Here is a 16068-nt window from a genome sequence, read left to right on the forward strand (position 1 = left end):
GGAGTTGGGATGACTGCGTTGCGAGACGTTCAAAGCACGCCGAAAGTGGGATCACGTCCCATACTACGAGCACACCAAAGCCTGCAGCCGCTCGGCGCCTGGTCGGGCGTTGTTCTTGGAGTCGCTGGCATCTTGGCGTTCCTCTTCGTCTGGCAGCTAACGCCGGTCCTGGGATGGGTGAACCCGCGGTTCCTTCCGCCGGCCGGGGACGTGCTAGCTCGATTCGTCCTCAACTTCGGTTTGCAGTCGTTCTGGGTGTCGGTCGGACAGACGCTGACAGCGTGGTTGCTCGGACTGCTCATCTCCGTGGTCGCGGGAATCGCTGTGGGGCTGATCATCGGATCCAGCACCTTTCTCCGTAAGGCGACCCACTCGACGATCGAGTTTCTCCGGCCCATCCCGTCGGTCGGGCTTATTCCCCTTGCCGTGCTGCTGTTCGGGCTTCGGATGGAGTCGGAACTACTCCTCATTGTCTACGCGTGCTTCTGGATCATGCTCATCCAGACCCTGTACGGGGTCGCGGACGTCGACAAGGTGGGGGAGGACACGGCGAAAAGTTTCGGTCTGGGTATCGGCGCGCGTATCCGTTACCTAGTTTGGCCTACCGCTCTTCCCTACATCGCGACCGGCATCCGGCTGGCCGCTACGGTCGCGCTCATCCTCGCCATCACCGGTGAGCTCATCATCGGGACGCCTGGGCTCGGCAGTGAGGTCGCCAAGGCCCAGGCGAACGGGGCGATCGTGTCGATGTACTCGCTTGTTGTTGCCGCGGGACTGATCGGCGTGCTCGTCAACCTGGGCATGCGTGCCGTCGAGCGGCGCGCCCTGTTCTGGCACTCCTCGGTGCGAGCGGAGTTGCCGGTATGAGAACAGTGAAGTCACTTGGCTATTTCTTCGGCCTGCCGGTTCTGCTGGTCATCATCTGGTGGTTCGCCACTCTCGGCCCGAGCAACTTTTTCGTACCGAAGCCTGGTCAGCTCGTCGAAACCTTCATCCAGACCTGGATTGGTCCGCGCTTCTTGACCGATGTGGTGCCGAGCATTCTGAGGCTGCTCGCGGGGCTCATCCTCGCGATCGTCATGGGCATCCTCGGAGGTATGGTCATCGGATCCATCCGGTGGCTCCGACAGTTTCTGGAACCACTCCTGGAGTTCCTGCGAGCGATCCCGCCCACGATCCTCGTTCCCGTGCTCCTGTTACTGATCGGTATCAATAACGAGATGAAGATAGCGGTCATCGCGTCAGGGTGCGTCTGGCCGGTGCTCATCAACACCATCGAAGGCGTGCGCGCGGTCGACCCCGTGCTCAGCGACACCTCGCGGATCTACCGCATCTCCGGATTCGCCAGGATCAGGCATCTAGTTCTGAGGAGCGCTTCGCCGCAAATGATGGCCGGCATCCGTCAGAGTCTCTCGATCGGTTTGATCCTGATGGTGATCTCAGAAATGTTCGCCGCTTCCGAGGGGCTCGGCTTCGCGATCGTTCAGTTCCAGCGCATCTACGCCATCCCCGAGATGTGGAGCGGCATCGCTCTGCTCGGCATCCTCGGCGTGGCCTTATCTTTCATATTCCAACAAGTCCAGCGTCGGGTTCTGAGCTGGTACAACGGCCAAAAGGAGGCCCAAGATGCGCGCTGAGAACGAACAGATTCTCGCCAAACCCGGGCATGACACGGGCGCAATGCTCTCAGTGCACGGGCTCAAGAAGGTCTACCGATCGAAGAAAGATGCCGACGTCGAAGCCGTCCGCAACCTCACCTTCGACCTCCGCCCAGGCGAACTTGCGTGCCTTGTCGGTCCGTCGGGAAGCGGTAAGACTACGTTGCTGAGGTGCATTTCCGGCCTTCTCGAACCCACAGCGGGCGAGGTCCGACTCGGCGGAAAGCTTGTCACGGGGCCACCGAAGGGCATGGCCGTCGTCTTCCAGGAATACGGCCGCAGCCTCTACCCCTGGATGACAGTCAAAGCGAACGTCGAGCTGCCACTCAAGAATGCACGCATGCCTAAAGACCAGCGAAACGAACTCGTCGAAACGGCACTCCAGTCAGTTGGACTAGCCCACGTTCCGCGAAGTTACCCGTGGCAGCTCTCCGGTGGTATGCAGCAGCGGGTTGCAATCGCGCGCGCCGTGGCTTTCCAGCCCGAGGTCCTCCTGATGGACGAACCGTTTGCCGCGGTCGATGCGCAGACCAGAGCTGACCTCGAAGACCTCATCCGCAGCGTCTGGGCCTCGCTCGGCGTCACGATCCTCTTCGTAACACACGACATCGATGAGTCGGTCTATCTAGGCGAGCGAGTGATCATGCTGTCAAGTTCGCCGACAGTGATTCAGGACGATTTGGTGATCGACCTCCCCGCAGACAGGGACCAGTTAACAACCAGGTCGCTGCCGCGATTCGCCGAACTGCGGGCGCACGTCTACGAGCAGATCCAAATCGCCAAGCACGCAGCGCAAGGCAACTCAATCGAAACACCCGGAGAGAGCGAGCAACAATGGCCCTAGACACAGCCTTCGCGTTCGAGACGAGCAGGAATGATTTGAACGCAGGGACTCGGGTGACGGAACGGTACGTCAAAGCTGGCAGCTTTCGCACCCGCTACCTGGAGGCCGGACCTGCCGACGCCGACGTCCTGCTCCTGCTACACGACGGCGCCTGGGGGGCATCGTCGTCGGTCACCTGGGGCGCGATGATCGCGCGCTTCGCCGACCGGTATCGGGTCCTCGCCCCCGATCTTCTGGGTTACGGCGGAACGGATAAAGCCGTTTTCCTGGATCGATCACCGCATTCCTTCCGCATCGCTCACCTCGCCGATTTCCTACGAGCCGTCGGAGTCACCTCGCCGGTGCACGCGGTGGGGAATTCTTTCGGTGGAGCGGTCGCGTTGCGTGCGATCGCTGCAGAGGAGTCGTTTCCACTTCGCTCAGTCACGAGCATCGCCGGCTCCGGCGGGCCCTGGCGGACCCCCCTGGCCCACGACCTAGGCCGTTGGGACGGCACGCGCGAGGACTTGGCCCGGGTGGTCGCATATCTCGTGGATGACTTCCCCGGCCTGGAATCTCACATAAGCGAGCGCCTGCGCTGGGCAAGCGAGCCCGGCCATGTCAAGAGTGTAAAGGCTCCCAACACCAAGGTCCCGGGTCCCGTCAGAACTTCGGTCGACGACCCTTGGCCTCAACAGTTGGAGGGAACTGAGGTTCCCATTCTGCTGGTGAGATGCGCGAGAGATATCTTGCTCGAACCGCAGTGGGCGGACAACCTGCGTGCCGCGGTTCCCGAGGCCACGATCGTGCTGATCGACGACAAGCACTCGCCGAACATCGACCGCCCCGATGAGCTCTACCCAATTCTCCAGGGTTTCCTTACGAAGGTGGGATCGCGCAAGAGATGACACGGAGATGTTCGGTCTTTCGAGCTAGTTTCTCGTGTCGGTTCATTGACGAGCCCGACGGTTAGGGGAATGACGTGACAGATCCGCAGCCTCTCGCGGGCGTCCGCGTGATCGATTTCGGGCAGTATCTCGCGGGCCCGCTTGCCGCGATGCTGTTGGCGGATCAGGGCGCTGAAGTGATCCGCATCGAACCACCGAACGGACCCCGTTGGCGTTCGAGCGCGAACATTGCCCTATTGCGCGGCCGACGCACGGAGACTCTAGACCTAAAAAGTGACTCGGGTCGGCGACGCTCGCAGGAACTAGTGGAGTCTGCTGACGTCATCATTGAGAATTTTCGCCCCGGTGTAATGGAGCGGCTCGGTCTCGGCGTGGATTCGACCCTCGAGCGCGTGCCGGGACTCGTCTATTGCTCGATACCCGGCTTCGGCCGCACTGACGCGCGGGCGGCTATCCCCGGTTGGGAGTCGGTCGTGATTGCGGCAGCGGGCGGGTATCTCCTGCCGGAGGGCACTCTGCAAAGCCTTCCCCACTACTCGTCTGCGCCGCTCGCGTCGGTGTTCGGGGGGATCAGTGCGGCCACGGGGATCGCCGCCGCGCTGATCGCACAGGAGCGGGACGGAGTGGGACAGCACGTCGAGGTTCCTCTCTTCGACGCCCTCTTCGAGGCGATCGGCGCGCGTGGCGTGAGCTTCGAAAGGAACGCTCCCTTTCTCCGCAGCTTCGGCAATGGCATCTATGTCTGCCGCGACGGACGCCGGGTCACGTTCGTCGCGAACTGGTACCGCCACCTCGTCTGGTTGCTCGAGGTGGCAGGGCATGAGGACTGGATCACCGAGGGTGTCGCCGACTTTGATCGGCTGTCCTCCGATGTCGGCACGCAGAACGAACTGCAGAATCGGCTCGTCGACCTGTTCGCCACCCGGAGCGCGCTCGAATGGGAGACGCTCGCGCGATCCAACGGCTGCAGCATTGCGATGCTGCGATCGACCGAGGAGTGGAAGGCGCTCCCAGCCGCGACCGGCTCCGGGGCGCTCGTTCAAGTGGACACTCCTGGCGGCCGTGAGCTCGTCCCCGGTCGCGCAGTCCTTTTCAACGATGTCCACGCACCGGATATTCGTGCCGCAGAGGCAGACGCGAACGAATCAGTTGACCTCCCTCTGAGGCCGACCTCGGCGTCCTCCGACGGCAAACCGGACGACAGGCGCGCGCCCCTCGCCGGGTTCCGCGTGCTTGAGGCCGCTCGGGTCTTCGCTGCCCCGTCGGTCGGAAAAGTGCTGGCTCAGCTGGGCGCGGAGGTGATCAAGATCGACACCGATCCGACCGACGGCACCGGGATCATGCCTGAGCCGTTCATGCACGAACAGCTGGACCGCGGCAAGCGGACGTGCATCGTCGATCTCCGGGAAAAAAGTGGGCGCGAATTTCTAGTGGCGCTGCTGCCCACCTGCGACGTCGTCGTGCAAAATTTCACGCTCGGAGTCGGCGAGCGACTCGGACTCGATTCTCACTCGGTACGCGCTGTCCGCCCCGAGGCGGTCACGCTGTACCTCAACGCGTTCGGAACGACCGGCGACTGGGCACACTTTCGTGGATTCGCAGAAGTCACCAACGTGGCGACCGGGTTCACAGACCACGTGCTCGGCGACGATTTACCACCATCTGGAGCCTCGCCCATCATCGACCTACCGAGGTGGTTCGCCACGGATTACGCCGCTGGGATGCTCGGCGCATTCGGTGTGACGCTCGGACTTTACCGCCGAGCGCGACTCGGTATCGGAGCGTCCGTCAGCACGTCGCTTTTCGCCGCCACTACACTTGCGCAGCTCCCCTGGCTGACCGCCGATGCCGGAACGAAAGGGCACGCGATCCGATTCATCCGCGCCACGGACGGCTGGATCTGCGTGGCTGGCCCCTCCGAGACGGTCGAGTCGCTCGTAGGCGAGGGTGGCTGCGCGGGCATTGAGCAAGCAGCCGCGAAGCTCGGTCTGGGCGCTCACCAGGTGCTCACTACAACAAGCGTGATGGCGCCCGACGGCCCTGCCGATCTTCGAAGGCTCCGAATCGCAGATCATACGGATAGTTACGGCGAGGTGATCATGCCGGGCCCGGTGATCCAGTTCTCCCGCACACCGATGACTCCGGGACCGTTCGCGGAGGCCTTCGGCGCGTCGACCGTCGAGGTCCGTGCGAGCCTCGCCGGACGGTCAACGGCAAAGTGATGTTCGACTCACCGCATGATGCATCTGCTCGGACACCTATGTACGGGTCCGCTATCGATCTAGTTAGCGCGTGGCGTGATCCCAGCAGCAACGCGGACTGCGTGCTGGACGCCGATCGGTACGAAGAACTCGCGCGAGAGTTTGAACGAGGTCGACGCCCTCTCTGACGGCAGGGCCATCGGCAAGGTCCCCTATCTCACGACTTACCAAGCAACTTGGCTGGGTACTACCCCCAAGTCGTGTTGCTAATCCCGCTGGTGAGCCAGTGGAGTGTCGCGGCGAGGCAGAGCGTGAGCGTGGCGTGCTAGTTGCGGGCGATTTTGTCTGATCTCATAGCGATGCCGCGCCAGTGATTGAGCTTGCCGAAGCAGTTCCATGACATTGCGGCCGCGGTAGCGGGCCTTCTGTTCGTCGCCGAAGTCGATCGGGCGTCCGCGTTTCTTGCGGTGATCAGAGGCCCCCGATACGCCCAAAGGGAAGAATTAGGCACCTGCGTGGCCCTGAACGAGATCACTTGTCGACAAGGAGTTGACGTCAGGATCCGTTGGAAGTCGAGCGGTTATGCCGTACTCCTCATCTGTTGGGCTCGATCACTGCTTTCACGGCCTCACCTCGCGCCACGGTGGCGATGGCGACCTCGGTTTCGTCCAGACCGAACCTGTGCGTGATGAGTCGTGCGAAGCCGAGTCGCTCGCCGTGCTCAGCCGCCAACGCGACGGCGCGGCCGAACGCGTGGACCTCCATCGACAGGCTCCCGATGATCTGAAGATTGAGGTTGTTGATTCGCACAGGGTCGACCGGCGCCGCGGCTCCGCTGCCGGAGTAGAGGCCGAGGATGAGGAAGCGACCGGACGGGCCGAGTAACTCGAAGCCATCGGGAAAGGCGGACGGATGTCCCGCGGCCTCGATCACGAGATCGGCACCACGACCACCACTGGTGAGCTTCACGATCTGCTGGTGCCGTTCGTCTCCGATCGCCCCGGTCAGAGGAATGACGTCAGTCGCGCCGAAGCGTCGGGCCGCGTCCAACCGCTCGGCCGGGTCACCGACGACGATGACTCTCTCTGCGCCCGCGAGCGAGGCAAGCACGGTGGAGGCGAGTCCGACAGGTCCAGCACCCAGAATCACGACTGTTCCGGAGATGGATCCTAGGCGTTCAAATCCGGTGATCGCTGTCGGCAAGCCGCATCCCATGGCAATGACCACGTCGTCGCTAACATCAACGGGCACGCGGAAGCGCCCGACAAGGGGCCCGAGGTGCGCCAGCTGTTGAAATGCCGCCGGATTCGCCCGGTCGGCCGGAGCGGGCCACACCATACGCTCACAGGACATATTGACTCCGGCGCGGCACATGGTGCACTCGCCGCAGGGTGTCGATGCGCACCAGTACACGCGATCCCCAACCGCCAACGAAACCCCGTTCGAGTCGATCGGATCACCACCGACCTCGATGATGGTGCCAACAGCCTCGTGACCGAAACACACCGAATGGCCCACCCAGGCTACGTCACCCTTGAGCCGGTGATGGTCTGTACCGCAGATCCCCGCGAGATCCACACGTACCAGGACATCTCCCCGTTGAAGGTGGGGGATGTTGATATCTCTGATCTCCAGTGGCACACCGGGCCGGTGGAAGACAACGCTACGGCCCGTCCTTTCCGTGAGACTGACCTCGTTCGACCCCATGGCGACCTCCTTGTCCTACTGATATCTCAGGATGCCTGATATGTCAGACTCCCATGAGATTATCAGCTGCCCGCGGCAATCGGAGCCCGACTCGGTTTTCCGGACACTGCGTTGATCATGCCGCGAAGGTCGGCGGTGTTGTGAAGTGTTTCGAACTCGATTGGGGCTGAGGGCCCGAGCGGGGTGTGCCGGCGGCTGGGGTTGTAAAAGCTCTCGGCCCGGGTCGCGTATTGGCGCTCTTCCTCACCCCGGGCCAGTGTGCCGACACGAGCTGGCTACGAGCGACGCTAACGGAGATTAGTGTCCGTGGAGCATCCAGTCCGCCCCGCACTCGACCCGACTGCGTGATGGGAGACAAGGGCTACCCGTCCAGGGCCACAAATGTATGGCTGCGCGAACGCAGGATCCACGCGACGATCCTGAACTTGAGGACCAAATCGCGCATCACGCCTGAAGTTCTGGACCCGGCCTTCGTCGCGCCAGAGCCGGCGGATCCGCTTCCGGTCCAGCGCCACGCCGTCCCACGCGGCTGGGCCAGCAAATGCCAGCGCGCCCAACCAGCCCAAAGCGGGGTGCTGCCCGGCGACAGCGCGCAGGGCAGCTGCCATCGACCAGATCAACGTTGTCGACAGCACCGCAGGGACTTCGGAAATCTGGACGAGTTGATGAGCTCGATCCACCGACTAGGCCTGCTTCATCCGATAACGGTGACATCCGGTTAGGTGCTCATCTCCGGCAATCGTCGGCTTGCGGCCTGTTGCGGACTTTCTACGGGGTGCGCAGGGACACTGCAGACCCAAGTCCGCGGGATATACCCCGGCTTGCGGCCACCACTGCGGGCACAACTGAATTTAGGTTCACCGTTCCAGCTGCAACAACAACGGAGAGCGCAGCCACACACTCGCCGGAGATGCCGAAAATGGCCGTGGCCACGGACTGCGCGTCCGGACTCGTCTCCTGGTTCACCAACGCAAATCCTGTCCGCCTGTATTCACCCAGATCCATTCGAAGTTGGTTGGGATCAGTAATGGTGTCTGGCGTGTATGCCCTAAGGCCCGGCGAAGTGACTTGCCGGAACAGGTTCTCACCGCCGTGCGCTAAGAGGACTTTACCTACGCCGGAACTGTGCAGCGGGAGTCGACCCCCAACTTGGGACACCAGCCCGAGGGCCTTGGATGCGGACATGCGCTCGACAATCACAGCTTCCATTCCGTCGAGCACTGCCAGCTGGACGTGTTGCCGCAGGGCAGCGTGAAGATCCTCCATGAACGGCAAAGCGACACTGCGAAGGGGAAGACTGCGGGGGGCAAGCGTGCCCAGTTCCCAGACTCGGATCCCGATGACATATCTACCGTCGTCGGTACGCTCCAGTAGGCCTTCGGAGAGCAACTCTAGTACGAGTCGCCGCACGGTAGCGTGTGGCATTCCGGTGCGTCGGGTGAGATCGGCGAGAGTCAGGCTGGCACCGCCGGACTTGAATGCAAAAAGTAGCGCACTGAGGCGCGAGGCTACGCTGCGCCCGGGTTCGGCATTGAGCGGCACTGGACCTCCTGGCGGGTTGACAATCCACGGACCAATTGTTCGTTCAGTGGACATTATCCTCCTGCACTTGAGAGGGGCACGGACTATGGATCCAACCCCATAGCGCTGAGTGTCGGCCGACGTGACACTCCCTACCGGAAGGCAATAGACATGACTACTGAAGCGAACATGACAGCGGAGCCGGAAGGGCCCCGCATCGTCGTTCTCGGCGGCGGGATTGGCGGGTTGGCGGCTGCCGGCTTCCTGCACCGCGCCGGTCTTCCGGCGATCGTTTACGAACAGGCACCAGAGTTGGGCGCTGTTGGAGCTGGCCTGGTTGTCTCGCCCAACGCTGTACGACTGATACGCCGTCTCGGTCATATCGATGCGTTCCTGGAAACAGCAGTGCCCCTGGATGTGGGATGGGAATTCCGCCGCTGGCAGGACGGCGAAGTCCTGTCGGCAGAGCAGCTCACGGGCAGGTGCGAAGAACTGTACGGTGAACGCACCTATGTGGCCCACCGCGCCGATCTTCTGGATGCTGTCAAGGCTGCGGTCCCGCCCGAGTGGCTGCGCCTCGGCAAACGCTGCGTGGAAGTCCAGCCGAACGACACCGGCGCCAGGCTCATCTTTGATGATGGCAGCACTGTCGATGCAGACGTCCTCATTGGCGCGGACGGAGTCCATTCGGTGGTGAGAAACGCGATTGCCGGTCCCGGTCCCGCGGAGTATTCTGGCATGTGCGCTTACAGGGCCATAGTCCCCATGGAGGACGCCCCTGAATTCGCACGGCGGGCATCCCAGACGCTGTGGATAGGCCCCGAACGGCACCTGGTGCATTATCCGATATCCGGCGGCAGCGCCGTCAACATTGTGGCATTCGGTCCTGCCGGAGACTTCACCGCGGAATCGTGGAGCACGAAGTCGAGTGTCGATGAGCTGCTTGCCGAATTTGCCGGCTGGGATCCCCGACTAACGGAACTGATTCAAGCAGCGGGCACTCCTGGACGCTGGGCACTCCTGGACCGTGAACCGTTGACGCAGTGGTCCTATGGACGGCTTACACTGCTCGGCGATGCCGCCCATCCCATGTTCCCGTTCTTCGCCCAGGGCGCTGCCCAAGCTATCGAAGACGGAGCTGCCCTCGCACAGTGCCTGGCCGATGATACCGAGGATCCGGCCCGCGCCCTGCGGACCTATGAGCAGGTCCGCATCGGACGAAGCACAAAAATTCAGCAGCTCAGCCGCGCCCGTAAACACATCAACCACCTGCCCGACGGCCCTGCACAACGAGAGCGCGACGACACCTTGGCCCAGGGCGATCCCCTGGTCAGCAGCGGTTGGCTCTACGGCTACGACGCCGAACGCGCAGCACAGGAGGCGTTGGTCTGATGCTGACTTTTGACCATGAAACCCTGGGCCAGCGTGTCCTTTTCGGTACCGGGGCGGCCACTGTCAACCTGGCCGCAGAAGTGTCCCGGCTCGGAGCGCAGCGCGTGATGGTAATCGCCTCGGACTTCGAGACCGAGATGGCCCGGATGGTTTCGGCGGACATCGAGGTGGTGCTGTGGCACCACGACGTGGTGATGCACGTGCCCATCGAAAGGGCAGAGAAGGCCCGCGCCGCCGCGGCTGAGCACGACATCGACCTCCTGGTGTGTGTCGGCGGGGGTTCGACGACGGGACTGGCCAAGGCGATCGCGATGACTTCCCACTTGCCCATCATCGCCGTCCCCACCACCTACGCCGGATCAGAAGCCACCAACGTGTGGGGCCTGACCGAAGCGTCCCGGAAGACCACTGGAGTAGACACCGCTGTCCTGCCCGTGACGGTCATCTACGACGCGGCACTGACACTGTCCCTGCCCGTGGAAATGTCTGTAGCCTCCGGCCTGAACGGTATGGCCCACTGCATCGACTCGATGTGGGGGCCTCGCAGGGACCCGATCAACGCAGCCCTTGGCGCCGAAGGAATCCGCGCCCTCAGCCAGGGCCTGCCGCTCATCACCGCGAACCCTTCCGGCACCGAGGGGCGCGAACAAGCCCTCTACGGCGCGTACCTGTCAGCCGTTGCGTTCGCCTCTGCCGGGTCCGGACTGCACCACAAAATCTGCCACGTCCTGGGCGGCACGTTTAACCTGCCCCACGCCCAGACCCACGCCACCGTGCTCCCCTACGTCCTAGCCTTCAACGCACCCTACGCGCCCGACGCCGAGACCCGCATCGCCGTAGCCTTCGGCACCGCAGAGGCCCTGACTGGGCTACAGCACCTCCGCAAACGTCTCGACGCCCCCAAGGCGCTCTCGGACTACGGATTCACGGCCGACAGAATAGCAGAAGCAGTCGCCGTCGTCCTCCCCGCCGTGCCGGACTCCAATCCGCGTCCGGTGTCCACCGAAAACCTAACCCGGCTCCTGCAGGGGGCCCTGACCGGCGAAGACCCGGCCGTCCTGCTGGGTCTCTGATCCTCCCTCAGTCCTCATCAGACCGCCAGGCAGACCTCCCCACAGCGATTACAGGAGTGCAGCATGTCCGAAACCACCCACGCCGGAAACGGCATCAGCCCCGAGCAGGCCGCCGTCGAACAGGAACTGGTGGACACCGTCGTCGCATCCTTCGACAAAGCCGAAGACCCTCGCCTGAAGCAGGTCATGCAGGCCCTGACCAGGCACCTGCACGACTTTCTCCGCGAAGTGCGCCTCACGGAGGAGGAATGGAACGCCGCCATCGAATTTCTCACCGCTGCCGGGCACATCACCGATGACAAACGCCAGGAATTCGTCTTGCTCTCCGACGTCCTGGGTGCGTCCATGCAGACCATCGCCATCAACAACCAAGCTTACAAAGGGGCCACTGAGGCCACGGTCTTCGGACCGTTCTTCCTCGAGGACGCCCCCGAAATCCCCATCGGTGGCGACATCGCAGGGGGCGCATCCGGCCAGCCCTGCTGGGTCGAAGGCACCATCACCGACACCTCCGGCCACCCTGTTCCGGGAGCCCGGATCGAAGTCTGGGAGGCCGACGAAGACGGATTCTACGACGTCCAGTACGGCGACAACCGCATCGCTGGCAGGGCACACCTGTTCGCGGACGACGAGGGCAGGTATGCGTTCTGGGGACTCACGCCCACCCCGTACCCCATCCCGCATGACGGACCGGTCGGCAAGATGCTGGCCTCTGTTGGCCGCTCCCCCGTGCGCGCGTCCCATCTGCACTTCATGGTCACCGCTGAAGGCCTGCGCTCCCTCGTGACGCACATCTTTGTCGAGGGAGACCCACAGATCGAGATTGGCGACTCCGTGTTCGGCGTCAAAGACTCGCTGATCAAGAAATTCGAAACACAGCCCGCCGGTACCTCCACTCCCGACGGCCGCGGCGGGAACAACCAGTCATGGGCACGCACACGCTTTGACATTGTCCTCGCCCCAGTTCTCATCTGAGATGAGAGCAGTCGGCTCACACCTCAATAGGGCGGCGTCGGACACGGTGTCCGGCGACGCCCTAACGCTGTTCTGTGCTATGGCCCTGAAAAAGGCCGTCGAAGAGCAAATCCTGCCCGTCTTCACGAGGGTGACCGGAACGGCCGTGGACGTTGTCTTCGAACCGACGTGACTGCTTCTGCAGCGGATGGAAGCCGGTGCGCGGCCCGGGATCTTCGTGGGAATAACAGGGTCAGTGGAGGCCTCCGCTTCCTCTGAAGTCTTCGACCTGCCGTCGTGCCAGCCGGTCGCGAAGTCCGGAATTGGGGTCGCAGTGTCGCCGGACGCCAGCCGGCCGGATATTGGTTCAGTTGACGGGCTCATCAGCGCGCTAATGACCGCCCGCTCTGTCGCATACTCGCGGAACGGACCGAGCGGCATCTACTTTGCACGCCTGCTTCGGGAACTGGGCATAGCCAAGCAGGTGGATTCGCGGTCCACCATCGTTGACAAGGGCCCCACCGCCTACGCACTCATCGACGGGCGGGCTGACGTGGCCATCCATCAGTTAAGTGAACTGATGCTCGTCCCCGAGGCGACGGTCATCGGCCCACTGCCCCGCACCGTCCAGCACTACACGGAATTCTCCGCGACATTGTCGCACAAGGCTCTTAATGACGCCGTGGCCTATTCCCTTTTTGGCTTCCTTACCGGCCCGCTGGCTGCACGCGCGTACCGTGGCAGCGGCCTGCAGTCCCCCTAACCTCGGGGTTTTCATGAGGGTGGCCCCTTGCGGGTGTGGTTAAGCGAGGAAGGTGCTCCTGAGCTGGGAAAATAGTGTATTCTACTCACCTTTCTATCGGCTGTAAGAAGCACACCTTTCTGATGTCCAAGAATACCCGGGGTTTTTCGTCCCTTCCTGTTGCCACGATGGAACAGCAACTGGGCTCTCATGCCGGGCTGAACCTGCTGACGTCTTTTGTTGACGCGCTCGGAGTCCAGGCTTGTGCGAGGACCGTTTGGGCCAGTCCGTCCCTTCCGCAGCGCGCCACCGGCCAGGCACGATCCTGGGCTCGTTGGCGGTCATGCTCGCCGGTGGCGGGGAACACGTCTCGGATCTGGACGTCCTGCGAACCGGTGCCGGCGGGCTTCGGAAGCATCGCGTCGAACGCGACAATCTCGAGGTTCTTTGAGCGGACCGTGACCAAGCCGGATCGCTTCAGCTGCGGCTTCACCACGCTGAGGCGGGAGCTGCGTTCACGGGCGTGGGAAACAGCCGGGGACCGGACCCCGGCCAGGACGGTCACAGCACTTGATCCGCTCACAGTGGATCCCCAGGACGGCCGGCATCGAAAAATTTGCAGACAAGGTTGACAGCTTATCAGAATGCCTGATATCACTTGTATCAGAAAGACTGATACTCATTCCGGAAACCCGAACGTATCCGGTGATGCGCCGAAGCCGGGACCACCTCCACACCAAGGATCGTCATGACAGTTGAAAACACCACATCCCCGGAGCCCTGGGGCAACACGGTTCTGGTCGAGTTCGACGAGAACCGCATCGCCTGGGTCCGCTTTAACCGCCCGGAAAAGCGCAATGCAATGAATCCGACACTGAACCGCGAAATGTACGCCACGCTCGAATACCTCGAAACGGACGACCGTTGCGCAGTCCTGGTCCTGACCGGGACCGAAGAGTCCTGGTCCGCCGGGATGGACCTGAAGGAGTATTTCCGCGAAACGGATGGAAAGCCCCGTTCGGTGCAGAACAAGGTCCGCACCGAGGGGACGAACTGGCAGTACCGCAAACTGCTCAGCTACTCGAAGCCGACCATCGCCATGGTCAGCGGCTGGTGCTTTGGTGGCGCGTTTGTGCCCTTGGTCTCCTGCGATCTGGCCATCGCGGCCGAAGATGCAACATTCGGCCTTTCCGAAGTGAACTGGGGTGTCACTCCCGGCAACCTGGTGACCCGGGCCCTGGCCGAGACCATTCCGACCCGGGACGCAATGTACTACATCATGACCGGCGATCAGTTCGATGGCCGTCGGGCCTCTGAGATGCGACTGATCAACGAGGCCGTCCCGGCCGATCAGCTGCGTGAACGCACCATCGCCTTGGCCAAGCAGCTGACCAGCCTGAGCCAGTGGGTCGTGCGTGGCGCCAAGATGGGCTTCCGGCACTCCCGGCTCATGTCTTGGGAAACTGCAGAAGATTTCCTGTACGCCAAGCACGATCAAGCCATCCTGTTCGACACCGACGCCAGGGAACAGGGCATGACGCAGTTCCTGGACGACAAGACCTACCGGCCCGGCTTGGGCACCTACACCACTGCGACCGCAGAGTAAGGAGTCCGTGATGACCATAACGACAGACATTGTCAAAGTCCCCCTCAGGATCGCAGGCGAGGCCGCCGATCCCGCCAGCGGACGTTATTTCGACAAGATCCGGCGTCTGACCGGGGACACGGTGGCTACCGTCGCGGCGGCTGGACGAGCCGATGCAGAGCGTGCCGTCGACGCCGCAGCTGCCGCCGCTCCGGGATGGGCGGCCACCCCGCCAGCCCAGCGCCGAAAGATCCTGGAGGCCGCAGCAACGCTGTTGACCGAACGCAGCCATGACATTGCTGCCGTGATGGGCAAGGAAATGGGAGCCGCAGCTGCCTGGTGCCACTTCAACGCTATGCTCGCCGCCAACATGCTCCGCGAAGCCGCCGCCCAGGTCTACTCGACGGTCGGCCAGGTTATCCCCTCCGACGTGCCAGGGCTCTCCGCGACGGCTGTACGTGAACCGGTCGGCGTCGTTGTCGGTATCGCGCCGTGGAACGCGCCGCTGATCCTTGGAGTGCGCGCTGTGGCCATGCCGTTGGCTTTTGGCAACACCGTGGTACTGAAAGCCTCCGAAGAGACGCCGGCGACGCACTCCGCGATTATCGAATGCCTGATCGACGCAGGTCTGCCTGCCGGCGTGGCCAACCTGATCACTAACGCACCCGAGGACGCCGCCGAGGTCGTCGACGCCCTGGTCACCCATAAAGCGGTCCGGGTCATCAACTTCACCGGATCCACGAAGGTTGGCCGGCTCATCGCCGAAAAGGCTGGCAGGCACCTGAAGCGTTCGGTCATGGAGCTGGGCGGCAAAGCCCCGTTCATCGTGCTCAAAGACGCGGACCTTGAGGCCGCAGCCGCGGCCGCCTCCTTCGGGGCGTTCATGAACCAGGGCCAAATCTGCATGTCCACCGAACGGATCATCGTAGACAAGGCCGTCGCGGCGGAGTTCAGCCAGTTGCTGGCCGAGCGGGCCGCCAAGCTGGTTGTAGGCGCCCCGGAAGACCCCGCAACCCAGCTCGGCCCGCTGGTACATCAGGCATCCGTCGAACACGTCACGGCTCTGGTTCGCGACGCCGTCGAGAAGGGTGCAACAGTCATCGCGGGCGGCGAAGCCAATGGGCTATACTTCCCCGCAACAGTCCTCACGGGCGTCACCAAGGCCGCCAGGATCTACACCGAGGAATCTTTCGGCCCGCTGGCGCCGATCATTGAGGTCGACGGCGCTGACGAAGCCATTGAAGTTGCAAATGACTCGGAGTACGGTCTCGCCGCAGCCCTGTTCACCAGTGACGTCAGTCGCGGACTGGTGCTGGCGCGACGCATCCAGTCGGGCATTTGCCACATCAACGGAGCCACGGTCCACGATGAAGCACAGATGCCTTTCGGAGGGGTAAAGTCGAGCGGCTTCGGGCGCTTTGGTTCCGCAGCTTCCCTGGAAGAATTCACCGAATTGCGGTGGGTCACCATTTCAACCGAAGAACGCCACTACCCTATCTAGTCA

General features: G+C 62.9%; 14 protein-coding genes and 1 pseudogene. 11 read left to right on the top strand and 4 right to left on the bottom strand.

Going from position 1 to position 16068, the window contains the following annotated elements:
• The first annotated feature begins 9 nt into the window (after positions 1 to 9).
• The 5 genes from AB0O52_RS18255 to AB0O52_RS18275 all read left to right on the top strand — a co-directional run bounded on the left by AB0O52_RS18255 (position 10) and on the right by AB0O52_RS18275 (position 5611).
• Positions 10 to 867 (top strand): ABC transporter permease, encoded by an 858-nt coding sequence (locus tag AB0O52_RS18255; RefSeq protein ID WP_364540674.1) that lies wholly within the window; start codon positions 10 to 12, stop codon positions 865 to 867.
• Positions 864 to 1637 (top strand): ABC transporter permease, encoded by a 774-nt coding sequence (locus AB0O52_RS18260; protein WP_364540465.1) that lies wholly within the window; start codon positions 864 to 866, stop codon positions 1635 to 1637. The genes AB0O52_RS18255 and AB0O52_RS18260 overlap by 4 nt, the downstream gene beginning before the upstream one ends.
• A complete protein-coding gene (locus tag AB0O52_RS18265; protein WP_364540468.1) occupies positions 1627 to 2502 on the top strand; it encodes an ABC transporter ATP-binding protein in 876 nt (291 codons plus the stop codon). Before AB0O52_RS18260 ends, AB0O52_RS18265 begins: the two co-directional genes overlap by 11 nt.
• A 35-nt stretch (positions 2503 to 2537) precedes the next feature.
• Positions 2538 to 3389 (top strand): alpha/beta hydrolase, encoded by an 852-nt coding sequence (locus AB0O52_RS18270; RefSeq protein ID WP_364540471.1) that lies wholly within the window; start codon positions 2538 to 2540, stop codon positions 3387 to 3389.
• 74 nt (positions 3390 to 3463) lie between these two features.
• Positions 3464 to 5611: a CoA transferase gene (locus tag AB0O52_RS18275; RefSeq protein ID WP_364540474.1), complete on the top strand. Its 2148-nt coding sequence runs from the start codon at positions 3464 to 3466 to the stop codon at positions 5609 to 5611.
• A 573-nt stretch (positions 5612 to 6184) separates the two neighbouring features.
• Here the strand turns inward: AB0O52_RS18275 and AB0O52_RS18280 are convergent.
• From AB0O52_RS18280 to AB0O52_RS18290, 3 genes and pseudogenes are all read right to left on the bottom strand, one after another.
• Entirely contained in the window at positions 6185 to 7297 is a 1113-nt protein-coding gene (locus AB0O52_RS18280; RefSeq protein ID WP_364540476.1) for a zinc-binding dehydrogenase, read from the bottom strand.
• Positions 7298 to 7758: 461 nt separating this feature from the next.
• Positions 7759 to 7905: pseudogene (locus tag AB0O52_RS18285) on the bottom strand (IS3 family transposase); the annotation flags it as partial.
• A gap of 160 nt (positions 7906 to 8065) precedes the next feature.
• On the bottom strand, positions 8066 to 8839 hold the full coding sequence (locus tag AB0O52_RS18290; RefSeq protein WP_364540477.1) for an IclR family transcriptional regulator: 774 nt from the start codon (positions 8837 to 8839) through the stop codon (positions 8066 to 8068).
• Between the two features lie 150 nt (positions 8840 to 8989).
• Between AB0O52_RS18290 and AB0O52_RS18295 the strand changes: the two genes are divergently transcribed.
• From AB0O52_RS18295 to AB0O52_RS18310, 4 genes are all read left to right on the top strand, one after another.
• Positions 8990 to 10210, top strand: coding sequence for an FAD-dependent monooxygenase (locus tag AB0O52_RS18295; RefSeq protein ID WP_364540480.1), 1221 nt, complete (start codon positions 8990 to 8992; stop codon positions 10208 to 10210).
• Positions 10207 to 11283: a maleylacetate reductase gene (locus AB0O52_RS18300; protein ID WP_364540677.1), complete on the top strand. Its 1077-nt coding sequence runs from the start codon at positions 10207 to 10209 to the stop codon at positions 11281 to 11283. Before AB0O52_RS18295 ends, AB0O52_RS18300 begins: the two co-directional genes overlap by 4 nt.
• Before the next feature lie 63 nt (positions 11284 to 11346).
• Positions 11347 to 12258, top strand: coding sequence for a dioxygenase (locus tag AB0O52_RS18305; RefSeq protein WP_364540483.1), 912 nt, complete (start codon positions 11347 to 11349; stop codon positions 12256 to 12258).
• A 187-nt stretch (positions 12259 to 12445) separates the two neighbouring features.
• Positions 12446 to 13000 carry a substrate-binding domain-containing protein gene (locus AB0O52_RS18310; RefSeq protein WP_364540486.1) on the top strand — a complete coding sequence of 185 codons (555 nt, stop codon included), beginning with the start codon at positions 12446 to 12448 and terminating at the stop codon, positions 12998 to 13000.
• A gap of 187 nt (positions 13001 to 13187) precedes the next feature.
• Here the strand turns inward: AB0O52_RS18310 and AB0O52_RS18315 are convergent, their stop codons facing one another.
• On the bottom strand, positions 13188 to 13562 hold the full coding sequence (locus AB0O52_RS18315; RefSeq protein ID WP_364540487.1) for a hypothetical protein: 375 nt from the start codon (positions 13560 to 13562) through the stop codon (positions 13188 to 13190).
• A gap of 165 nt (positions 13563 to 13727) precedes the next feature.
• Between AB0O52_RS18315 and AB0O52_RS18320 the strand changes: the two genes are divergently transcribed.
• Together AB0O52_RS18320 and AB0O52_RS18325 are read left to right on the top strand one after the other, a co-directional pair.
• Positions 13728 to 14585, top strand: a complete 858-nt coding sequence (locus tag AB0O52_RS18320) for a p-hydroxycinnamoyl CoA hydratase/lyase (RefSeq protein WP_364540489.1) — start codon at positions 13728 to 13730, stop codon at positions 14583 to 14585.
• Positions 14586 to 14595: 10 nt separating this feature from the next.
• Positions 14596 to 16065: an aldehyde dehydrogenase gene (locus tag AB0O52_RS18325; RefSeq protein WP_364540491.1), complete on the top strand. Its 1470-nt coding sequence runs from the start codon at positions 14596 to 14598 to the stop codon at positions 16063 to 16065.
• Positions 16066 to 16068 lie beyond the last annotated feature (3 nt).

The organism is Arthrobacter sp. NPDC080073, assembly GCF_040686575.1.
Classification (GTDB): domain Bacteria; phylum Actinomycetota; class Actinomycetes; order Actinomycetales; family Micrococcaceae; genus Arthrobacter.